18 protein-coding genes, 2 pseudogenes and 1 riboswitch are annotated in these 20,147 nt (G+C 69.3%); of the genes and pseudogenes, 8 read left to right on the top strand and 12 right to left on the bottom strand.

All coding sequences use genetic code 11. The features are described from left to right. Positions 1 to 8 precede the first annotated feature (8 nt). The 4 genes from LN251_RS19965 (at position 9) to LN251_RS19980 (ending at position 4,476) form a co-directional block, all read left to right on the top strand. On the top strand, positions 9 to 989 hold the full coding sequence (locus LN251_RS19965; protein WP_058923317.1) for a tetratricopeptide repeat protein: 981 nt from the start codon (positions 9 to 11) through the stop codon (positions 987 to 989). A gap of 97 nt (positions 990 to 1,086) precedes the next feature. Continuing rightward, a complete protein-coding gene (gene def, locus LN251_RS19970) occupies positions 1,087 to 1,737 on the top strand; it encodes a peptide deformylase (RefSeq protein WP_458245591.1) in 651 nt (216 codons plus the stop codon). Between the two features lie 316 nt (positions 1,738 to 2,053). Further along, on the top strand, positions 2,054 to 3,103 hold the full coding sequence (cyc1, locus tag LN251_RS19975; RefSeq protein ID WP_458246757.1) for an epi-isozizaene synthase: 1,050 nt from the start codon (positions 2,054 to 2,056) through the stop codon (positions 3,101 to 3,103). Next, positions 3,100 to 4,476, top strand: a complete 1,377-nt coding sequence (locus LN251_RS19980) for a bifunctional albaflavenone monooxygenase/terpene synthase (protein ID WP_458245592.1) — start codon at positions 3,100 to 3,102, stop codon at positions 4,474 to 4,476. Before cyc1 ends, LN251_RS19980 begins: the two co-directional genes overlap by 4 nt. 6 nt (positions 4,477 to 4,482) lie before the next feature. On the opposite strand, the gene LN251_RS19985 is transcribed toward LN251_RS19980, so the two are convergent. Then, positions 4,483 to 5,448, bottom strand: coding sequence for a GlxA family transcriptional regulator (locus tag LN251_RS19985; RefSeq protein WP_249839640.1), 966 nt, complete (start codon positions 5,446 to 5,448; stop codon positions 4,483 to 4,485). A 93-nt stretch (positions 5,449 to 5,541) separates the two neighbouring features. Here LN251_RS19985 and LN251_RS19990 point away from each other — a divergent pair, with 93 nt between their 5' ends. Beyond that, positions 5,542 to 5,760 carry a hypothetical protein gene (locus LN251_RS19990; protein WP_162494003.1) on the top strand — a complete coding sequence of 73 codons (219 nt, stop codon included), beginning with the start codon at positions 5,542 to 5,544 and terminating at the stop codon, positions 5,758 to 5,760. On the opposite strand, the gene LN251_RS19995 is transcribed toward LN251_RS19990, so the two are convergent. The 11 genes and pseudogenes from LN251_RS19995 to LN251_RS20045 form a co-directional block, all read right to left on the bottom strand. Continuing rightward, positions 5,727 to 6,209, bottom strand: a complete 483-nt coding sequence (locus LN251_RS19995; RefSeq protein ID WP_458245593.1) for a hypothetical protein — start codon at positions 6,207 to 6,209, stop codon at positions 5,727 to 5,729. The two genes, LN251_RS19990 and LN251_RS19995, sit on opposite strands and share 34 nt — an antisense overlap. Positions 6,210 to 6,320: 111 nt before the next feature. Further along, positions 6,321 to 6,512 (bottom strand): annotated as a pseudogene (locus LN251_RS20000) (hypothetical protein); the annotation flags it as partial. After that, positions 6,509 to 7,102: a nucleotidyltransferase family protein gene (locus LN251_RS20005; protein WP_458245594.1), complete on the bottom strand. Its 594-nt coding sequence runs from the start codon at positions 7,100 to 7,102 to the stop codon at positions 6,509 to 6,511. The gene LN251_RS20005 and the pseudogene LN251_RS20000, both read right to left, overlap by 4 nt. Before the next feature lie 26 nt (positions 7,103 to 7,128). Beyond that, positions 7,129 to 8,136 (bottom strand): ribonucleotide-diphosphate reductase subunit beta, encoded by a 1,008-nt coding sequence (locus tag LN251_RS20010; RefSeq protein ID WP_458245595.1) that lies wholly within the window; start codon positions 8,134 to 8,136, stop codon positions 7,129 to 7,131. A gap of 56 nt (positions 8,137 to 8,192) precedes the next feature. Then, positions 8,193 to 10,541, bottom strand: coding sequence for a ribonucleoside-diphosphate reductase subunit alpha (locus tag LN251_RS20015; RefSeq protein WP_458245596.1), 2,349 nt, complete (start codon positions 10,539 to 10,541; stop codon positions 8,193 to 8,195). A 122-nt stretch (positions 10,542 to 10,663) separates the two neighbouring features. Continuing rightward, a riboswitch (cobalamin riboswitch) is annotated at positions 10,664 to 10,792 on the bottom strand. 62 nt (positions 10,793 to 10,854) lie between these two features. Then, positions 10,855 to 11,356 (bottom strand): annotated as a pseudogene (locus tag LN251_RS20020) (GNAT family N-acetyltransferase). An 83-nt stretch (positions 11,357 to 11,439) separates the two neighbouring features. Next, positions 11,440 to 13,077 (bottom strand): monocarboxylate uptake permease MctP, encoded by a 1,638-nt coding sequence (gene mctP, locus LN251_RS20025; RefSeq protein ID WP_249839633.1) that lies wholly within the window; start codon positions 13,075 to 13,077, stop codon positions 11,440 to 11,442. Then, complete coding sequence (locus tag LN251_RS20030; RefSeq protein ID WP_249839632.1) at positions 13,074 to 13,337, bottom strand: DUF3311 domain-containing protein; 264 nt, start codon at positions 13,335 to 13,337, stop codon at positions 13,074 to 13,076. Before LN251_RS20030 ends, mctP begins: the two co-directional genes overlap by 4 nt. A 135-nt stretch (positions 13,338 to 13,472) precedes the next feature. Next, positions 13,473 to 13,664, bottom strand: a complete 192-nt coding sequence (locus LN251_RS20035; RefSeq protein WP_200705408.1) for a YbdD/YjiX family protein — start codon at positions 13,662 to 13,664, stop codon at positions 13,473 to 13,475. Then, the gene (locus LN251_RS20040) at positions 13,645 to 15,789 is read right to left on the bottom strand and encodes a carbon starvation CstA family protein (RefSeq protein ID WP_458245597.1); all 2,145 of its coding nucleotides are present in this window, start codon (positions 15,787 to 15,789) and stop codon (positions 13,645 to 13,647) included. The genes LN251_RS20035 and LN251_RS20040 overlap by 20 nt, the downstream gene beginning before the upstream one ends. A gap of 74 nt (positions 15,790 to 15,863) precedes the next feature. After that, on the bottom strand, positions 15,864 to 16,628 hold the full coding sequence (locus tag LN251_RS20045; protein ID WP_058923303.1) for a GntR family transcriptional regulator: 765 nt from the start codon (positions 16,626 to 16,628) through the stop codon (positions 15,864 to 15,866). 308 nt (positions 16,629 to 16,936) lie between these two features. Between LN251_RS20045 and LN251_RS20050 the strand changes: the two genes are divergently transcribed. The 3 genes from LN251_RS20050 to LN251_RS20060 all read left to right on the top strand — a co-directional run bounded on the left by LN251_RS20050 (position 16,937) and on the right by LN251_RS20060 (position 20,140). Further along, positions 16,937 to 18,217, top strand: a complete 1,281-nt coding sequence (locus tag LN251_RS20050; protein ID WP_458245598.1) for an extracellular solute-binding protein — start codon at positions 16,937 to 16,939, stop codon at positions 18,215 to 18,217. A gap of 73 nt (positions 18,218 to 18,290) precedes the next feature. Beyond that, positions 18,291 to 19,280, top strand: coding sequence for a carbohydrate ABC transporter permease (locus LN251_RS20055; protein WP_458245599.1), 990 nt, complete (start codon positions 18,291 to 18,293; stop codon positions 19,278 to 19,280). Positions 19,281 to 19,285: 5 nt separating this feature from the next. Further along, the gene (locus LN251_RS20060) at positions 19,286 to 20,140 is read left to right on the top strand and encodes a carbohydrate ABC transporter permease (protein ID WP_458246758.1); all 855 of its coding nucleotides are present in this window, start codon (positions 19,286 to 19,288) and stop codon (positions 20,138 to 20,140) included. The last annotated feature ends 7 nt before the right edge of the window (positions 20,141 to 20,147 follow it).

Consider the following 20,147-nt stretch of genomic DNA (forward strand, 5'->3'; position numbering starts at 1 on the left):
CGGGAATCGTGAGGATCTTCGGCAAGGGACGACACCGGCCCTCCGCCTCCTGGCGGCAGGCCACCGATCGCGCGTTCACGCTCATCGGCGACGGCCGGTACGAGGACGCGGGCGCGCTGCTGACGCGAGCAGCCGATCTGGAGCCCTGGCTGTCGGAGTCCTGGTTCAACCTCGCCCTGCTGCACAAGTTCCGGCACGACTGGGAGCAGGCCCGCGCGGCCGGCCTGCGCGCCGTCGCCCTGCTCGACAAGGAGACCGGCGCGCCCGACTGGTGGAACGTCGGCATCGCGGCCACCGCCCTGCAGGACTGGCCGCTGGCCCGGCGGGCCTGGCAGGCCTACGGACTGCGGGTGCCGGGCGCGGTCGCGGCGGGCGGCGAGCCCGTCGGCATGGAGCTCGGCAGCGCGGCCGTACGGCTGTCACCGGAGGGCGAGGCCGAGGTGGTCTGGGGGCGGCGGCTGGACCCCGCCCGGATCGAGGTGCTGTCGATCCCGCTGCCGTCGTCCGGCCGGCGCTGGGGCGAGGTCGTCCTGCACGACGGAGTGCCCCACGGCGAGCGCACCACGGCGGCCGGGCACGCCTACCCCGTCTTCGACGAGATCGAGCTGTGGGCGCCCTCGCCGGTGCCGACCTGGGTGGTGCTGCTGGAGGCGGCGACCGAGGCCGACCGGGACGCGCTGGAGCAGCTGGCCGCGGACGCGGGGTTCGCCGCGGAGGACTGGTCGTCGTCGGTGCGGTTGCTGTGCCGGATGTGTTCGGAGTCGCGGATGCCGTCCGACGAGGGCGACGGGGAGCATCTCGATCCGCACGACCACAGTGAGCCGGGGCACCCCGGGCCGCTGGGGCACCGGACCGACGGGCAGTTGTGGGTGCCGGAGCGGGAGTGCGGGGTGGCTGCGCCGGCGTCGCTGGTACGGGGGTTGCTGGACGGGTGGGTCGCCGACAGTCCGGAGTCGAGGGACTGGCGGGATCTCGAAGAGGTCTGTTGAGACCGTCGCCGTCCGCGGGTCCGTGGGGGCTGGTCGCGCGCCCCCTTACCCTGTACTAGCAGCATCCCCATGGTTTCTAGGAAGGCATACGTCGGTCATGGCGCAGCAGGACACCGATCAGCAGCACGCGGGCGTGCTTCCCGTGGACGACGAGGGTTTCGTCATCGACACCCAGGACTGCGAGGAGCGCGAGTCGGCCTGGCGTGCGGCCGGGACCTCGCGGCCCATCACGGTCGTCGGGAATCCGGTGCTGCACAAGGAGTGCAAGGACGTCACCGACTTCGGTGCGGAGCTGCAGCAGCTGGTCGCGGACATGTTCGCCTCGCAGCGCACCGCCGAGGGCGTGGGCCTGGCCGCCAACCAGATCGGCGTCGACCTGAAGGTCTTCGTCTACGACTGCGGGGACGACGAGGGCACGCGGCACGTCGGTGTCGTGTGCAACCCCAAGCTGGTCGACCTGCCCGCGGACCAGCGCCGGCTGGACGACAGCAACGAGGGCTGCCTGTCCGTGCCGACCGCGTACGCGCCGCTGGCCCGCCCGGACTACGCCGAGGTGACCGGGCAGGACGAGAAGGGCAACCCGATCAAGGTCCGCGGCACCGGTTACTTCGCTCGCTGTTTGCAGCACGAGACCGACCACCTGTACGGCTACCTGTACATCGACCGCCTCTCCAAGCGCGAACGCAAGGACGCACTGCGGCAGATGGCCGAGAACGAGCCCCGCTACCCGGTGGTCGCGAACGACTGACGGCCCACAAACCCCTTGCGCACGGCGTCTGTTCGTCAACCACACGAAGAACAGGCGCCGTTCGTGTGTCCCTCGCACGTCCGATCGGAGCCACGCCCGTATCGATCGGAAACACGTCGCGCAAGGGGAGGATCCCGGCACTGTGGGGTAGTGAATGAAGCAAATGCGTTCCCAGATCGGTCAGTTGTGGTGCTGAATAGTCAGTGCGGGGATACGCAACGGCGCACGCCCGGCACAGTGCGAGGGGCGTGCGAAACTGGCGGCTGAGAGGGGCTTGTTCGTGCCTGCTTTCCCACACAGCACCACGTCGACCGCGATGCCGACCGCGGTCCCACCATCACTGTCCCTTCCGGTGATCGAGGCAGCGTTTCCCCGGCGCCTGCACCCGTATTGGCCTCGGCTCCAGGAGACAACGCGCACCTGGCTGCTGCGAAAACAGCTCATGCCGGCGCACAAGGTGAAGGAATATGCCGACCGACTTTGCTACACCGACCTCATGGCGGGGTACTACCTGGGCGCCCCGGACGAGGTCCTTCAGGCGATAGCCGACTACAGCGCGTGGTTCTTCGTCTGGGACGACCGGCACGACCGGGACATCGTCCACCGCCGCCCGGAGGCCTGGCGCCGGCTCCGGCTCGGCCTGCACGCGGCGCTCGACTCCCCGCAGGAGTACCTGCGCCACCGGGACCCGCTGGTCGCGGCCTTCGCGGACAGCATGGTGCGCCTGTACTCGTTCCTGCCGGGCACCTGGAACGCCCGCTTCGCGCGGCACTTCCATGCGGTCATCGAGGCGTACGACCGCGAGTTCCGCAACCGCACCGAGGGAGTCGTCCCGGTGGTCGAGGAATATCTGGAACTCCGCCGGCTCACCTTCGCGCACTGGATCTGGACCGACCTTCTGGAGGCCGCCGCCGGGTGTGAACTCCCGGACGCCGTACGGAAACACCCGGCCTATCGGCGGGCGGCCCTGCTGAGTCAGGAATTCGCCGCCTGGTACAACGACCTGTGTTCGCTGCCCAAGGAAATAGCGGGCGACGAGGTCCACAATCTCGGCATCAGTCTCATCAAACACGAGGGGCTGACCCTGGAAGAGGCGATCGCCGAAGTGCGGCGGCGCGTGGAGAAATGCATCAACGAATTCATATTCGTCGAACGCCACGCCCTGCGATTCGCCGACGACCTCGCCGACGGCACCGTGCGCGGAAAAGAACTGAGCCTCGCGGTACGGGCCTGCGTCGGCAATATGCGGAACTGGTTCTCCACCGTCTACTGGTTCCACCACGAGTCCGGCCGTTACATGGTCGACAGCTGGGACGACCGGTCCACACCCCCGTACGTCGACAACGAAGCGGCAGGTGAGAAATGACCGTCGAATCCGTCACCCCCGAACCCCGGACGCACACGGAGACGAAAGCGGGTGAGCCACCGCTCGCCGGCGGCGCGCTGCCGCTGCTCGGCCACGGCTGGAAGCTGGTCCGTGACCCGCTCGCCTTCCTGGCGGGGCTGCGCGACCAGGGAGACGTCGTACGCCTGCGCCTCGGCCCCAAGACGGTGTACGCCGTCACCGTCCCCGAACTGACCGGAGCCATCGCCCTCAGCCCCGACTACATCATCGCCGGACCGCTGTGGGAGTCCCTGGAGAGCCTGCTCGGCAAGGAGGGCGTGGCCACCGCCAACGGGCCGCAGCACCGGCGCCAGCGGCGCACGATCCAGCCCGCCTTCCGGCTCGACGCCATCCCCCGCTACGGCCCCGTCATGGAGGAGGAGGTCCGCGCGCTGGTGGCCCGCTGGCGCTCCCGCGAGAGCGTCGACGCCACCACCGAGGCGTTCCGGCTGGCCGTGCGGATCTCGGTGCGCTGTCTGATGCACGACACCTGCAACGAGGCCCGCGCCGAACGCATCTCCGGTGCGCTCGCCACCCTGTTCCGAGGTATGTACCAGCGCATGGTCGTTCCTCTCGGACCGCTTTATCGGGTGCCGCTTCCGGCCAACCGCGAATTCAATCGGGCACTGGCCGATCTGCACCTCCTGGTGGACGAGATCGTCGCCGAGCGCCGGGCAACCGGTCAAAAGCCGAACGATTTGCTCACGGCTTTGCTGGAGGCGCGGGACGGGAATGGCGATCCCATCGGGGAGCAGGAGATCCACGACCAGGTCGTCGCCATGCTGACCGCCGGCGACGAATCCATCGGCTCGATGGTCATGTCACTGCTCCTGGTGCTCACCGAGCACCCGGATCTGGCCGACAAGATCCGGAACGAGGCGAATAGCGTCGCCGGCGAGGGGCCGCTCGCATTCGAGGACGTACGGAAGCTGACGTACACCGCGAATGTGGTGGTCGAGACAATGCGGCTGCATCCGTCGGTATGGATATTGACCAGGCGCGCGGTGAGGGACACAGCGCTGGGCGGTTACCGAATTCCGGCCGGTGCCGACATCGTGTACAGCCCGTACGCGATCCAGCGCGACGCGCGGTCGTTCGAGCGGCACGCGGAGTTCGACCCCGACCGCTGGCTGCCCGGGCGGTCCGCCGAGGTGCCGAAGCACGCGATGAGCCCGTTCAGCGTCGGCAACCGCAAGTGCCCGGCCGACCACTTCTCGATGGCCGAGCTGACGCTCGTCACCGCGGAGGTGGCGCGCGCCTTCCGGCTGGAGCAGACGCCGGACTCCGACGCCCGCACCCGCATCGGCATCACGCTGCGTCCACGCGGGCTGAGGCTGCGGCCTGTGGCGCGCTGAGCGGGGTCAGGCGGCCGCCTCAGGGCCCCTGAAAGTGCGCCGGTAGGCCTGGGGGGTGGTCCCGATCGCCTGGACGAACTGGTGGCGCAGCGCGGCCGCGTTGCCGAAGCCCGTCCGTCCGGCGATCGCGTCCACCGTCTCGTCCGTCGCTTCCAGCAGCCGCTGCGCCAGCAGCACGCGCTGGCGCAGGATCCAGCGGTACGGGGTCGTGCCCGTCTCCTGCTGGAAGCGGCGGGCGAAGGTGCGCGGCGACATGTGGGCGCGCTCGGCGAGCTGCTCGACGGTGACCTCTTCGTCGAGGTGCCGCTCCATCCACGCCAGGACCTCGCCGACGGTGTCGCACGCCTTCTTCGGCAGCGGGCGCTCGATGTACTGCGCCTGCCCGCCGTCGCGGTGCGGCGGCACGACCATCCGCCGGGCGATCTTGTTGGCGACCTCCGGCCCCTGCTCCTTGCGCACCAGATGCAGACAGGCGTCGATGCCGGCGGCCGTCCCGGCCGAGGTGATCACCGGGTCCTCGTCGACGTAGAGGACGTCCGGCTCCACCGTCAGCCGCGGGTAGGCTCGCGCCAGCTCGTCCGCGTGGTGCCAGTGCACGGCGCAGCGCCGGTCGTCCAGCAGCCCGGCCGCGGCCAGCACGAAGACACCGGAACAGACGCTGAGCACCCGGGCGCCGCGGTCCACGCCCCGGCGCAGCGCGTCGAGCAGCTCAGGCGGGAACGCGCGCGTCTCGAAGCGCGCCCCGGCCGGCACGGCGATCAGGTCCGCCTCCTCCAGCCGCTCCAGCCCGTGCTCGACGTGCAGGGAGAAGCCGGAGCGCGTGCCGAGGACCGGTCCCTCGGCCGAGGCGACCGCGAAGTCGTACACGGGCAGTCCGTCGTCGCTGCGGTCGGTGCCGAAGACCTCGCAGACGACGGCCAGTTCGAAGGGGTTCACACCGTCCAGCACGACGGCGGCGACGTTCTGCAGCATGCGTCCAGTGTGCCGCGTCCTTGGCAGTTTTTCGAGGGCTTACGGCAGTCCTGCCACTGTTGGTAAGGAGTCAACGGCGCGACAGTGGTGTCCATGGATACGGCACACATCGAAGGACTGATCGGCATGCTGACCGTTCTCGCAATCCTCGTTCTCCTGGTCCTGCCGTCCGTGCTCGGCATCGCGCGCGACCGTCGTGCCGACCGGCAGATCCGCGAGGCCGACCGCGCGCGCCGGGAGGCGGGCGCCGGACCGGGGCCGCGCGAGGCGCGCCCGCGCTACTTCACCACCACGGTGACCCACCACTCCTGAATCCCCAGGCACGAGACCCGGCCGGTCTGCGTGGCGCACAGCGGCCGCGTGGACCGCAGCCGGGTCCTGCCGTCGGACATGGCCTTGAACGCGGCGCTGGCGTCGCCGGGCTGCAGCACGAAGCCGCTGTTGACGGCCTGCAGCCCGGAGCCGTCGGCGGTGACCGGCTTCCAGGGCCGCTTGGCGGTCCCGTCCAGGCTGATCCGGATCGTGTCGCCCACCGACAGGCAGACCGTACGGCCGCTGTCGTGGACGTCCAGCGTGGCGGCGGGCGCGCAGCCGGTGGTACTCGCCGAAGGTGTGGGTGTGGTGGTCGGAGCGGGTGTGGGGGAGGACGAGACGGTGCCGCTGTCGCCGCCCTTGCCGCTGTCTGTCTGTCCGCCGCAGCCGGCGAGGGCGAGGGCGAGCGCGGTGACGGCAAGGGCCGTGTGGGGGATCGATCGACGCATGGGGGCCTCCTCTCCCTTTTGACGTGTCACCCACATGTTCGGATCCACTCCCCGGCAGGCCGAAGCCCCGGCCGCGAAGGCGGCGGCCGGGGCTTCGGGGTCAGGCGGTGCTCAGCTCGTGGTGACCACGTTGTCGTCGACGACGAAGCTGGTCTGCAGCGAGGAGTCCTCGACACCGCTGAACTTCAGGGTGACGGTCGAGCCCGCGTACGAGCTCAGGTTGAAGGACTTCTGCGCGTATCCGGAGGCGGCGTTCAGGTTCGAGTACGTCGCCGGGGTGGTCGAACCGGCGGTGACCGTCAGGGCCATTCCAGGACGGTCAGTTCCGGCCACTGCTCCCGCCACCGTGCGGCCTTGGCCTCGTAGACCGAGCGCGGGGCGAGCACCGGGTTGGGGCGCAGGACGAGGCCGAACACGTCCGACAGCCCGTGCGGCGCGTACACCCGCCAGCGCCCGCCGGCCTCCAGTCGCACGCCCAGACAGCAGGTGGTCGCGGCGAAGCCGTCGATCGCCGCCTCACTGGACGCGTACGGCGGACACGGCACCCCGAACTTCTGCTCGTACCACAGGTGCACCCGCGCCTCGTTGCGGATCTCCACCTCGGCCGGGAGACCGGCGAAGACCTCCCGGCCGGCCCCGATCACCGCGTCCTCGGCCTCCCAGGACAGGTCGCCGGCGTCGAAGTAGAAGACGTCGTAGTCCTTGATGCCCTCGGTGGGCGGGCGGCCGGTGACGACGTTCCAGACGGTCTGGAAGAGGCGCCCGGCGGTGAGGTACCAGCCGGGCAGCCCCATCGTCGCGCCCCGCTCCAGCACCTGGGTCAGCACGCTGTTGCGGGACAACACCGCCCGCAGGGCGTCGAGTTGCTCATCGAGCGGAAGACGGCCGATCACCCCGCAGGCTTATCACACGTGCCGCGTCAGAAGTCCTCGTCGAGATCGACCGTGCCCTCGACCGCCACCTGGTAGGCCGACGGCCGCCGCTCGAAGAAGTTGGTCAGCTCCTGCACGCCCTGGAGTTCCATGAAGGAGAAGGGGTTCTCCGAGCCGTACACGGGGGCGAAGCCGAGGCGGACCAGGCGCTGGTCGGCGACGCACTCCAGGTACTGGCGCATGGACTCGGTGTTCATGCCGGGCAGTCCGTCGCCGCACAGGTCGCGGGCGAACTGCAGCTCCGCCTCCACGGCCTCGTGCAGCATGTCGGTGACCTGCTGCCGGAGTGCGTCGTCGAAGAGGTCCGGCTCCTCCTTGCGGACGGTGTCGACCACGTCGAAGGCGAAGGACATGTGCATCGTCTCGTCGCGGAACACCCAGTTGGTGCCGGTGGCCAGGCCGTGCAGCAGGCCCCGGCTGCGGAACCAGTAGACGTAGGCGAAGGCGCCGTAGAAGAACAGGCCCTCGATGCAGGCCGCGAAGCAGATCAGGTTGAGCAGGAAGCGGCGGCGGTCGGCCCGGGACTCCAGGCGGTCCAGCTTCTCCACCGAGTCCATCCACCGGAAGCAGAACTCCGCCTTCTCGCGGATCGAGGGGATGTTCTCCACCGCCGCGAAGGCCGCCGCGCGGTCGTCCGGATCGGGCAGGTAGGTGTCCAGCAGGGTCAGGTAGAACTGGACGTGCACGGCCTCCTCGAACAGCTGGCGCGACAGATACAGGCGCGCCTCGGGGGAGTTGATGTGCTTGTACAGCGTCAGCACCAGGTTGTTCGCCACGATCGAGTCGCCCGTCGCGAAGAACGCGACCAGGCGCCCGATCAGGTGCTGCTCGGCGGGCGTCAGCTTCGCGAGGTCGGCGACGTCCGAGTGGAGATCGACCTCCTCCACGGTCCAGGTGTTCTTGATGGCGTCCCGGTAGCGCTCGTAGAAGTCGGGGTAGCGCATGGGGCGCAGAGTGAGCTCGAAGCCGGGGTCGAGAAGGTTCTGGTCAGTCATCGCTGTCGGCGCGGAGCGCCGTCCTCCAGGGGTGGTGGTCGGGTGGCGGGCGGGAATTACTGGCAGGCCTCGCAGGACTCGGGGTTTTCCAGGGAGCAGGCGACCGCTTCGGGGTCGGCGGCCTGCTGGACGGGGACGGCGGCCTGCGCGGCGCGGGCGATCCTCGTCGCCGGGCGCGAGCGCAGGTAGTACGTCGTCTTCAGGCCCTTCTTCCAGGCGTAGACGTACATCGAGGAGAGCTTCCCGATGGTCGGCGTCTCCAGGAAGAGGTTCAGGGACTGCGACTGGTCCAGGTACGGGGTGCGCGCCGCGGCCATGTCGATCAGGCCGCGCTGCGGGATCTCCCAGGCGGTGCGGTACAGCGCCCTGACCTCCTGCGGGATCCAGGCGAAGTCCTGCACCGAGCCGCTGGCCTCGCGCAGCGCCTCGCGGGTCCGGGCGTCCCAGACGCCCAGCTCCTTCAGCTCCCGCACCAGGTACGAGTTGACCTGGAGGAACTCGCCGGACAGCGTCTCGCGCTTGAACAGGTTCGACACCTGTGGCTCGATGCACTCGTAGACGCCGGCGATCGAGGCGATGGTGGCGGTCGGGGCGATCGCGAGGAGCAGGGCGTTGCGCAGCCCGACGGCCGCGACGCGCTCGCGCAGGGCGGCCCAGCGTTCGGGCCAGGCCGGTTCCACGTCGTAGTGGTCGGGGTGCAGGACACCGCGAGCCGTACGGGTCTTCTCCCAGGCAGGCAGCGGTCCGCTCCGCTCGGCGAGGTCGGCGGACGCCTCGTACGCGGCGAGCATGATCCGCTCGGCGATCTGCGTCGACAGCCGCCTGGCCTCGGGCGAGTCGAAGGGCAGGCGCAGCTTGAAGAAGACGTCCTGCAGACCCATCGCGCCCAGGCCCACCGGGCGCCAGCGGGCGTTGGAACGGCCCGCCTGCTCGGTCGGGTAGAAGTTGATGTCGACCACGCGGTCCAGGAAGGTGACGGCCGTGCGGACCGTCTCGTCCAGCCGCTCCCAGTCCATGTCGCCGTCGCGGACGAACGCCCCGAGGTTCACCGAACCCAGGTTGCACACCGCCGTCTCCCCGTCGTCGGTGACCTCCAGGATCTCCGTGCAGAGGTTGGAGGAGTGCACGACGTGGCCCGGTTCGGCGGTCTGGTTGGCGGTGCGGTTGGCCGCGTCCTTGAAGGTCATCCAGCCGTTGCCGGTCTGCGCGAGGGTGCGCATCATGCGGCCGTACAGGTCCCGGGCGGGGAGCGTCTTCCTCGCGAGGCCCGCGGCCTCCGCCTTGCGGTAGGCGGCGTCGAACTCCTCGCCCCACAGGTCCACCAGCTCCGGCACGTCCGCCGGGGAGAACAGCGACCACCGCTCGTCGGCGTCGACCCGGCGCATGAACTCGTCCGGGACCCAGTGCGCGAGGTTCAGGTTGTGCGTACGGCGGGCGTCCTCGCCGGTGTTGTCGCGCAGCTCCAGGAACTCCTCGATGTCGGAGTGCCAGGTCTCCAGGTAGACCGCGGCCGCGCCCTTGCGCCGGCCGCCCTGGTTCACGGCGGCGACCGAGGCGTCGAGGGTCTTCAGGAACGGGACGATGCCGTTGGAGTGGCCGTTGGTGCCGCGGATCAGCGAACCCCGGCCGCGGATGCGGGAGTAGGCGATGCCGATGCCCCCGGCGTGCTTGGAGAGGCGGGCGACCTGGAGGTAGCGCTCGTAGATGGAGTCCAGCTCGTCCTCGGGGGAGTCGAGGAGGTAGCAGGACGACATCTGCGGGTGGCGGGTGCCGGAGTTGAACAGGGTGGGGGAGGAGGGCAGGTAGTCCAGGCGGCTCATCAGGCCGTAGAGGGCGGCGACTTCGTCCAGGGCGCGGACGCTGTCGTCCTCGGCGAGCCCGGCGGCCACCCGCAGCATGAAGTGCTGGGGCGTCTCGACCACCTTGCGGGTGATCGGGTGCCGCAGCAGGTAGCGGCTGTGCAGGGTGCGCAGGCCGAAGTAGCCGAACCGGTCGTCCGCCCGGCGGTCGATGAGCGCGTCTAGGCGGTCGCCGTGGACGCGTACGAACTCGGCGGTGCGGTCGGCGATGAGGCCCTCGCGGTGCCCTACCGCGACGGACCCGGTGAACGACGTGACGCCCTGCGAGGCGGCCTCGGCGGCGATGGAGACGGTCAGCAGCCGGGCGGCCAGCCTGCTGTAGTCGGGGTCCTCGGAGATCAGGCCCGCCGCCGCCTCGGTGGCCAGCTCGCGCAGCTCCGCCTCGTCGGCGTGCGCCGACCGGCCGCGCAGCGCCGCGGCGGCGACCCGGCCGGGGTCGGCGTCGGGAAGGTCGGCGGTGAGCTCGGTCAGGGTCCGCAGCAGTGCGGTTCCGGGACCGTCGGTCTCCGTCGCCGCTGAAGCCGGATCGGCTGGCGCGATGGTCACGTGGGGCTCTCCCTCGCTCGGCACGGGGCCTTGCGGGCAGGGGGCAGCTCACGAGCGCACGCGGCGTCGCGTCCACCGGCCCATTCCACGAGGCCCGGACGTCATGGCACCCGGGCCACGGCGGCCAGGGCGCACTGTCGGCAGGTCCTCGGACTGACGCCCATACGCGGACGAACGCGCATGAGTACACCGTTGCGGGACAGTTCCGGATTCGCACCGGATTCCCCTGCGGCGACAGCGAGCATGAGCATACATCTTGTGCCGGGCGGGAACACCGCCCCCATATGTTGTGTCGTGGCGACTTCGGAGCGTGTCAGAGCGCCAACTCGTAGGCGAGGAGCGTGAACGCGTCACCGGGGATCGGACGCCAGTCGCGGCCGGGCGCGCGGACGAAGCCGAGGCGTTCGTAGATGCGGTGCGCGGCACGCATCGTGGGCTGGGTGCACAGGACCACGCCGGTGCACTGCGCGGCCCTCGCGCGGTCGACGCAGGCCCGCACGAGGGCCTCGCCGACGCCCTGGCCGCGGGCCGCGCCGGCCACGGCCAGCATGCGGATCTCGGCCTCCCCGGGGCGGGCGAGGTCGGCCATCGGGCCGCCTGCGGGGACGAAGGTGACGCCGCCGAGGAGGTGGCCGTCGCGGACGGCCACCAGGACCTCGGCGGCCGCCGCGCGCTTGGCGACGTCGCGCAGCTCCTCCAGGTACCAGTCGCTCTCCCCGAAGGCCAGCAGGCCGTCCTGGACGTAGGCCCCCGGCGGTGATCTCGCCGAGGGCACCGAACTCGCCGGGTTCCACCGGCCTGACCACGATGTCCATGGGGCCGAGTCTGCCGGACGAATACGACGACGGGCCGCCGGATTCCTCCGACGGCCCGCCGAACTCGCGGCAACCGGTGGTGCCTAGTGCGAGGTTCCCGCCGTGGCCGGCGGCAGCTCCACCTGGACGCCCGCGTCGCCCGCGTCCGCCGTGTAGTCCTCCGGCCTGGTCTCGTCGACGCCGTCCGGCGCCTTCAGCGCCTTCAGGGCGAAGGTCAGGACCACCGTCACGACCACGTTGAGCACGAACGCCGTCAGACCGATGTAGCCCATCTCGCCGATGCCCGGGATCTCCGCGTTGGAGCCGCCGAAGTGCTTCTGCGAAGGGTTGGTCGGCGAGGCGACGCCGTAGGCGGCGAGGGTGCCGTAGACCATGCCGACCGCCCAGCCGGCGAGCAGCGCCCAGCGGTGGAACCAGCGCGTGAACAGGCCGCCGACCAGGGACGGGAAGGTCTGCAGGATCCAGATGCCGCCCAGCAGCTGGAAGTTGATGGCGACCGTCTTGTCCATGGTCAGCACGAAGACGAGCGCGCCGACCTTCACCAGCAGGGACACCAGCTTGGAGACCTTGGTCTCCTGCGCCGGCGTCGCGTCCGGCTTGATGAAGTCCTTGTAGATGTTGCGGGTGAACAGGTTCGCGGCCGCGATGGACATGATGGCCGCCGGGACGAGCGCGCCGATGCCGATCGCCGCGAAGGCCACGCCCGCGAACCAGCTCGGGAACATGTCCTCGAACAGCTGCGGGATCGCCAACTGGCCGTTGGTGACCTTGACTCCGGCCGCGATGGCCATGAAGCCGAGCAGCGCCAGCAGACCCAGCATCAGCGAGTACAGCGGCAGGATCGTGGTGTTGCGGCGGATGACGTCACGGTTCTTGGAGGAGAGCGTGGCGGTGATCGAGTGGGGATACATGAACAGGGCGAGCGCGGAGCCCAGCGCCAGGGTGGCGTACGTCCACTGGGTCGCCTCCGCCGGGGCCAGCGCGCCGCGCGGCTTGCCCGTCACCGGGTTGGTCTGGCTGAACGCCTGGCCGGCCTTGGCGAAGATGTCGTCGAAGCCGCCCAGCTTGATCGGGATGTAGATGATCGCCACCGCGATGACGATGTAGATCAGCGTGTCTTTCACGAACGCGATCAGCGCGGGGGCCCGCAGACCGGACGAGTAGGTGTACGCGGCCAGCACGCCGAAGGCGATCAGCAGCGGCAGGTCCTTGACGAACCAGTTGGTGTTCTCGCCGCCGCCGACGCCCATCACGTCCAGCACCGCCTGGATGCCGACCAGTTGGAGCGCGATGTACGGCATCGTCGCGAGGATGCCGGTCAGCGCGACGGCCAGCGACAGCCCCTTCGAGCCGAACCGCCCGCGCACGAAATCCGAGGTGGTGACGTACCCGTGGCGGTGCGAGACCGACCACAGCCGGGGCAGGAAGGTGAAGATCAGCGGGTAGACGAGGATCGTGTACGGCACCGCGAAGAAGCCGGCCGCGCCCGCCGCGTAGATCGCCGCCGGCACCGCGACGAAGGTGTACGCGGTGTACAGGTCGCCGCCGAGCAGGAACCAGGTGATCCAGGTGCCGAACGACCGGCCGCCCAGGCCCCACTCGTCCAGCGAGTGCTCGGTCTCGGCCCGGCGCCAGCGCGCGGCCAGGAAGCCCATGACCGTGACGGCCACGAAGAAGAAGACGAAGACGCCGAGCGCGACGCCGTTCACACCGTCCTTCACTTCGCCTCACCGCCCTTGTGCACGCCACGGGAGCGCTGGTCGCGCTGCCACAGCTTGTACGCGGTCATGGTCAGCGCGGTGGAGATCAGCACCCACAGCATCTGGTACCAGTAGAAGAACGGGATGCCGATGAACGCCGGGTCCGTCTTGGCGTAGGAACCGACCCACAGCATCGCCACGAAGGGCGCGATCAGGCAGACGGCGATGACCACCCGGACCGGGGTCACCACCGGAGGTCTCACTTCAGGCACATCGGACATACGGCGGCTCCGTCCCCTCACGATCACCTGTGATCACGTGTGTAATGCGCAGGCAATCTAGGTCACGCCGTCACGGGAGCGGAAGACCTAGTCAGCATATCGGCATGTCGATTCCGTGAAGGCCCGACATCGGTGTCAGCAGCAACGGAAGCCCTGGCGCGGGTCCTCCTCCTGACGGTCCGTCCGCATGCGCTCGAACTCGCGCCGGGAGGGCACCGCCGCGTCCGGGTGCGTTCTGCGCACGTGCGCCACGTACCGCTCGTACGCCGACTCGTCTGTCAGCTCCCGTACATACCAGCGCACGCCCCTAATCGCCCGGCGCAGCAGTGCCGACGACCGCACGGCGCTCCTCCTCCCGCTCCGCGCGGGTCGGGATCAGGCCCGCCGGCGCGGTGATCCTCGACTCGACGTACGGCGACTCGCTGAGCGTGGACAGCGCGGGCCGGCGGACGTGCCGTACGCACACCCGCAGCGCGTCCGCGATCACGACGACGATCAGCAGGGCGAGCACCGCCGACAGGACGCCGTCCACCGTGGAGTTGACGACCACGGTGTGCATGTCGTCCATGGTCTTGGCGGGCGGCAGCACCTTCCCGGCGTCGATCGCGTCCTGGAAGACCGAACGCTGCTTGAAGAAGCCGACCTTGGGGTCACCGGAGAACACCTTCTGCCAGCTGGCGGTGAGGGTGACCGTGGCGTCCCAGGCGAGCGGGACGGCCGTGATCCAGGCCCACTTCAGCCGGCCGGACTTCACCAGCAGCGTGGTGCAGACGGCCAGGGCGACGGCGGCCAGCAACTGGTTGGAGATGCCGAAGATCGGGAAGAGCTGGTTGATCCCGCCGAGCGGCTCATGGACGCCGACCCACAGGAAGTAACCCCACAGGGCGCACACGACACCGCTGGTGAGGACCAGCCCGGGCTTCCAGCCGATGTTCCTGAACGGCCGTATGACATTGCCCAGCATGTCCTGCAGCATGAAGCGGCCCACGCGGGTGCCGGCGTCCAGCGCGGTCAGGATGAACAGCGCCTCGAACATGATCGCGAAGTGGTACCAGAAGGCCCGGAGGCTGCCGCCGGTGACCTTGGCGAAGATTTCCGAGACGCCGACGGCGAGCGTGGGCGCGCCGCCGGTGCGGGAGAGCAGGGAGGACTCCTGGACGTTCCTCGCGGCGTGCGCGAGGTCCGCGGGGGAGATGTGGTAACCCCAACCGCTCACCACCTGCGAGGCGTTCTGCACCGTCGTGCCGATGACACCGGCCGGCGCGTTCATCGCGAAGTACACCCCCGGGTCGATGATGCTCGCCGCGACCAGCGCCATGATCGCCACCGACGACTCCATCAGCATGGAGCCGTAGCCGATCATGCGGACCTGCGTCTCCTTCTGGATCATCTTCGGCGTCGTGCCGGAGGAGATGAGCGAGTGGAAGCCCGACAGGGCGCCGCAGGCGATGGTGATGAAGACGAACGGGAAGAGGGAGCCGGCGAAGACCGGGCCGTCGCCGCGGGTGGCGAAGCCGGTCACCGCATCCATCCTCAGCGTCGGCAGGGCGATCACCACCCCCAGCGCGAGCAGCGCGATCGTGCCGATCTTCATGAAGGTGGAGAGGTAGTCGCGGGGCGCCAGCAGCATCCAGACCGGCAGGATCGAGGCGATGAAGCCGTACGCCACCAGCCAGATCACCAGCGTCGAGGGCGCGAGTGTGAACGTGTCCGCCCACGACGACTCGGCCACCCAGCGGCCCGCGACCAGCGCGAGCAGCAGCAGCGCGACGCCGATCAGGGAGACCTCGGCGACTCGGCCGGGCCGCAGGACGCGCAGGTAGAAGCCCATCAGCAGGGCGATGGGAATCGTCATCGCGAGGGAGAAGGTCCCCCACGGCGAGGCGGCGAGGGCGTTGACGACGACCAGCGCCAGCACCCCGAGCAGGATGATCATGATGGCGAAGGCGGCGATCAGGGCCGCCGCGCCGCCGAAGGGGCCGATCTCCTCGCGGGCCATCTGGCCGAGCGAACGGCCGTCCCGACGGGTGGAGAAGAAGAGCACCACCATGTCCTGCACCGCCCCGGCGAAGATCACCCCCGCGATGATCCAGACGGTGCCGGGCAGATACCCCATCTGCGCGGCCAGTACCGGCCCTACCAGCGGACCGGCGCCCGCGATCGCGGCGAAGTGGTGGCCGAGCAGGACCCGGCGGTCGGTGGGGTGGAAGTCGATGCCGTTGTCGAGGCGTTCGGCCGGGGTGGCGCGGGTGCCGTCGACCTTCAGGACCCGGTTGGCGATGAACTTCGCGTAGAAGCGGTAGCCGATCGCGTAACTGCCCAGGGCGGCCGCCACCATCCAGGCGGCGGAGACGTTCTCGCCCCGGGCGAGGGCGAGGACGGACCAGCCCGCCGCGCCGACCAGCGCGACGAGGGTCCAGACGACGATGGTTCGGACGTTCGCGGTACGCACGAGGCGGTCCTCCCGTCCAGACGGAGTCGGGAGGACCGTAGAGCAGCGGCGGCGGTTGCGCTACACCAAGTGCGCTACTCCATCGGCCTCTTCAGCCGTGCCACGAACTTGTACCGGTCGCCCCGGTACACCGAGCGGACCCACTCCACCGGCTCGCCGTCCTTGTCGAAGGAGTGCCGGGAGAGCATCAGCATCGGCAGGCCCACGTCGGTGCCGAGCAGGCCCGCCTCGCGCGGGGTGGCCAGCGAGGTCTCGATGGTCTCCTCGGCCTCGGCGAGGTGGACGTCGTAGACCTCGGCCAACGCCGTGTAGAGCGACGTGTACTTGACGAGGGACCTGCGCAGGGCGGGGAAGCGCTTGGCGCTGAGGTGGGTGGTCTCGATGGCCATCGGCTCGCCGTTGGCCATGCGCAGCCGCTCGATGCGCAGCACCCGGCCGCCGGCGGTGATGTCGAGCAGCTCGGCGAGGCGGTCGTCGGCGGTGATGTAGCCGATGTCCAGCAGCTGCGAGGTCGGCTCCAGACCCTGGGCGCGCATGTCCTCGGTGTAGGAGGTGAGCTGGAGGGCCTGGGAGACCTTCGGCTTGGCCACGAAGGTGCCCTTGCCCTGGATGCGTTCCAGCCGGCCCTCGACCACCAGCTCCTGCAGCGCCTGGCGCACGGTCGTGCGGGAGGTGTCGAACTCGGCGGCGAGGGTGCGCTCGGGCGGTACGGGGGTGCCGGGCGACTGCGTCTCCGTCATGTCGAGCAGATGCTTCTTGAGGCGGTAGTACTTGGGCACGCGCGCGGTGCGGACGCCTGCCCCGCCCTCGGTCTCCGCACTGCTGACGTCGCTGCTCATGCTCTGCCTTCCCGGCTGACGGATGCGGGTCACTTCGTGATCCCTTCTGTATACCGTCGCCGTCTTTGTTGGTCTAGTCCACAGGGCCAAGTGGTCTAGCGGACGAGACTACTCCGCCGATGCTCTTTTCGCTGGTTTCTTACTTAAAGGTTCCTGCATATGTAGGTCGCATAACGGCTGGTCAGGGCGGTTTCGAGCACCCTTGACAGGCTTCCTGGTCTGGTCCAAGCTCCGGGTACTGGTCTACACCATTGGTTCAGGTCCCGGCGCATGGGCGGGGAGGTGTGGGCATCCCTGAGGAGGGTGGCGTGAAGCGCAAGCTGGCAGCCGCGATCGGTATCGCGGGCATGATGGTCTCGGTCGCCGCGTGTGGGGGCAGCGACAACAAGGGCTCGACGTCCGGCACCGACGCCAAGGAGCTGACCGTCTGGCTCACCGTCGACGCCCAGAACAACTGGCCGAACCTGGTGAAGGCGGCCGACGCGGCCGTGCAGAAGAAGCACCCCGGCATCAAGATCAAGCACGAGTACTACGGCTGGCCGGACAAGAACACCAAGCTCGACGCGGTCCTCGCCACCGACAAGGTGCCGGACGTGGTCGAGATGGGCAACACCGAGATGCTCGGCTACATGGTCAAGGGCGCCTTCGCCCCGGTCGACGCCTCGAAGTTCGACAATTCCTCGGCCTGGCTCGACGGCCTCAAGGCGTCGGTGACGTACCAGGGCAAGACCTACGGCGTCCCGTACTACGCCGGCGGCCGCGTCGCCAACTGGCGCAAGGACCTCTTCGCCTCGGTCGGCGTGAAGTCCGCTCCGAAGACGTACGCCGAACTGACCGCCGCCCTCGACAAGGTGCAGAAGAAGGAGGGGAACAAGTTCTCCGCCTGGTACCAGCCCACCCGTGACTGGTACGCGGCCATGTCCTTCGTCTACGACGCCGGCGGCTCCATAGCCAAGGAGGAGGGCGGCCAGTGGAAGGCCAACCTCTCCTCGCCCGAGTCGATCAAGGGCCTGACCGAGTTCAAGAACGTCGTCGACAAGTACATGCACGGCGACAAGACCAAGGACGAGTCCGACCGTTACATCGTCTACGGCCAGGGCAAGTCCGGCATGATCTTCGGCGCCGCGTGGGAGGGCGCGACCTCCGCAGACCCGAAGAACGACAAGACCGGCAAGCTCAAGGACAACCTCGAGAACTTCGTGATGCCCGGTCCGTCCGGCAAGAACATGCCCGTCTTCCTGGGCGGTTCGGACCTCGCCGTCCCGGTCAAGTCCAAGGCGCAGGGCGTCGCCGCCGAGTGGATCAACGCCTTCACCGGCCCGTCCGGTCAGAAGGGCCTGATGGCCAAGGGCAACCTGCCCAACAACAAGACCGATCTCGCGACCCTGAAGAACGACCCCGCCACGGCGGTCCCGGCCACCGCGGCCGAGTCCAACTGGTTCGTCCCCATGGCGCCCGGCTGGGGCCAGGTCGAGAAGGCCCAGGTCCTGCAGACGATGCTGCAGAACATCGGCACCGGCAAGAAGTCGGTCGAGGCCGCCGCGAAGGACGCGGACAGCGCCATCGACAAGGTCATCAACACCAAGTGACCTGCGAGCGGGGTTCCGTCCCGGCGGAACCCCGCCTGTCCGTACGACCTGAGGGACCGCTGAGGAGCGCGCGATGAGTGCCGCAGACACCACCACCCCTGCCAAGGTGCCGCCGCCGCGGCAGGCGCCGCCACCACCGCCGGTCGCCAAGGCCGCCCGCAGAGTCGGGACTTCGGGCGGCGCGTCCACGCCCTGGCTGCTGCTCGCGCCCTGTCTGCTGATCCTGGCGGTGGTCCTCGGCTATCCGCTGGTCCGCCTGGTCACCCTCTCCTTCCAGAAGTTCGGGCAGTCCCAGCTGTGGGGCTTCCAGCCGGCCGACTGGGTCGGCTTCCACAACTTCAGCGGGGTGCTGGGCGACGGCGAGTTCTGGCAGGTGGTCCTGCGCACCATCGTGTTCGCGGCCGGCTCGGTCGTGTTCACGATGGTGCTCGGCATGCTGATCGCCCTGCTGCTGCAGCGGGTCTCCGGCTGGGTGAAGACGCTGGTCAACATCGCGCTGGTGGCCAGCTGGGGCATGCCGATCATCGTCGCCACCACGGTCTTCAAGTGGCTGTTCGACGCCGACTACGGCATCCTCAACGCGCTGCTGAGCAAGCTGCCCGGCGTGGACCTGATCGGCCACAACTGGTTCGCCAGCGGACCCCAGGGCCTCGCCGTGATCATGCTGCTGGTGGTGTGGGGAGCGGTCCCCTTCGTCGTCATCACCCTCAGCGCCGGCCTCACCCAGGTCCCGGCCGAACTGGAAGAGGCCGCGCGGCTCGACGGCGCGGGCTCCTGGGGCGTGTTCCGGTACGTCACCCTGCCCATCCTCAAGCCGATCATCGTGATGCTCACGACCCTGTCGGTCATCTGGGACATGGGCGTCTTCCCGCAGGTCTTCGTGATGCGCAACGGCCATCCCGAGCAGGAGTTCCAGCTGCTGACCACCTACTCCTACGACCGGGCCTTCGTGGTCAACGACTACGCGCAGGGCTCGGCGATCGCCCTGATCACCGTGGTGCTGCTGCTCGGCGTGGTCGCGGTGTACATGCGCCAGATGCTGAAGATCGGAGAGGTCGAATGACCATCATGAACGCCGTGGCGACCGCGGGCGGCGGCTCGCGGCGCCGCAGGTCCAAGCTCGGCTGGAACCTCCTCGGCCTTCTCGTCTTCCTCACCGCCGGCTTCCCCGTCTACTGGATGCTCAACACGGCGATCAAGCCGGCCAAGGACACCATCGACCCCGACCCGAGCCTGTTCCCGACCGGCTTCACGCTCTCCAACTTCAGCCGGGCGCTGGACATCGCGGACTTCTGGGGCCCGGTCGGCCGCAGCCTCGTCGTCTCCCTCTCGGTCGTGGCCATCGGCATCGTCGTCGGCATGCTGGCCGCGCTCGCCATCTCCCGGTTCGCCTTCCGCGGTCGCAAGATCGTCATCGTCGGCATCCTCGCCGTCCAGATGGTCCCGCTGGTCGCCATGATCATCCCGGTCTTCCTGCTCCTGAACGACCTGCACCAGTACGACAAGCTCACCGGCCTGATCATCACGTATCTGACCTTCATCCTCCCCTTCACGGTGTGGACGCTGCGCGGCTTCATCGTCAACATCCCCCGGGAACTGGAGGAGGCGGCCATGGTCGACGGCTGCTCCCGCACCGCCGCCTTCGTCCGCGTGGTCTTCCCGCTCCTCGCCCCCGGCATGGTCGCCACCTCCGTCTACGGCTTCATCCAGGCGTGGAACGAGTACCTCTACGCCCTGATGCTGCTCAGCCAGGAGCACCAGACGGCCACCGTGTGGCTCGGCAACTTCACCACCAAGCACGGCACCGAATACGCCCCGATGATGGCCGGCGCCACGATGATGGCCGTGCCGATCGTCGTGCTGTTCCTCCTCGTCCAGCGCAAGATGGCCGCGGGCCTGACCGCGGGCGCAGTGAAGGGATAACGCCCCC

This window comes from Streptomyces sp. MAI_2237 (assembly GCF_054189285.1).

Coding starts and splice junctions, on each gene's coding strand:
- def (WP_458245591.1), top strand. CDS start 1,087: ATGGCGCAGCAGGACACCGATCAGCAGCACGCGGGCGTGCTTCCCGTG.
- cyc1 (WP_458246757.1), top strand. CDS start 2,054: ATGCCGACCGCGGTCCCACCATCACTGTCCCTTCCGGTGATCGAGGCA.
- LN251_RS19980 (WP_458245592.1), top strand. CDS start 3,100: ATGACCGTCGAATCCGTCACCCCCGAACCCCGGACGCACACGGAGACG.
- LN251_RS19985 (WP_249839640.1), bottom strand. CDS start 5,448: ATGCTGCAGAACGTCGCCGCCGTCGTGCTGGACGGTGTGAACCCCTTC.
- LN251_RS19990 (WP_162494003.1), top strand. CDS start 5,542: ATGGATACGGCACACATCGAAGGACTGATCGGCATGCTGACCGTTCTC.
- LN251_RS19995 (WP_458245593.1), bottom strand. CDS start 6,209: ATGCGTCGATCGATCCCCCACACGGCCCTTGCCGTCACCGCGCTCGCC.
- LN251_RS20010 (WP_458245595.1), bottom strand. CDS start 8,136: ATGACTGACCAGAACCTTCTCGACCCCGGCTTCGAGCTCACTCTGCGC.
- LN251_RS20030 (WP_249839632.1), bottom strand. CDS start 13,337: ATGTCCGATGTGCCTGAAGTGAGACCTCCGGTGGTGACCCCGGTCCGG.
- LN251_RS20045 (WP_058923303.1), bottom strand. CDS start 16,628: ATGAGCAGCGACGTCAGCAGTGCGGAGACCGAGGGCGGGGCAGGCGTC.
- LN251_RS20055 (WP_458245599.1), top strand. CDS start 18,291: ATGAGTGCCGCAGACACCACCACCCCTGCCAAGGTGCCGCCGCCGCGG.
- LN251_RS20060 (WP_458246758.1), top strand. CDS start 19,286: ATGAACGCCGTGGCGACCGCGGGCGGCGGCTCGCGGCGCCGCAGGTCC.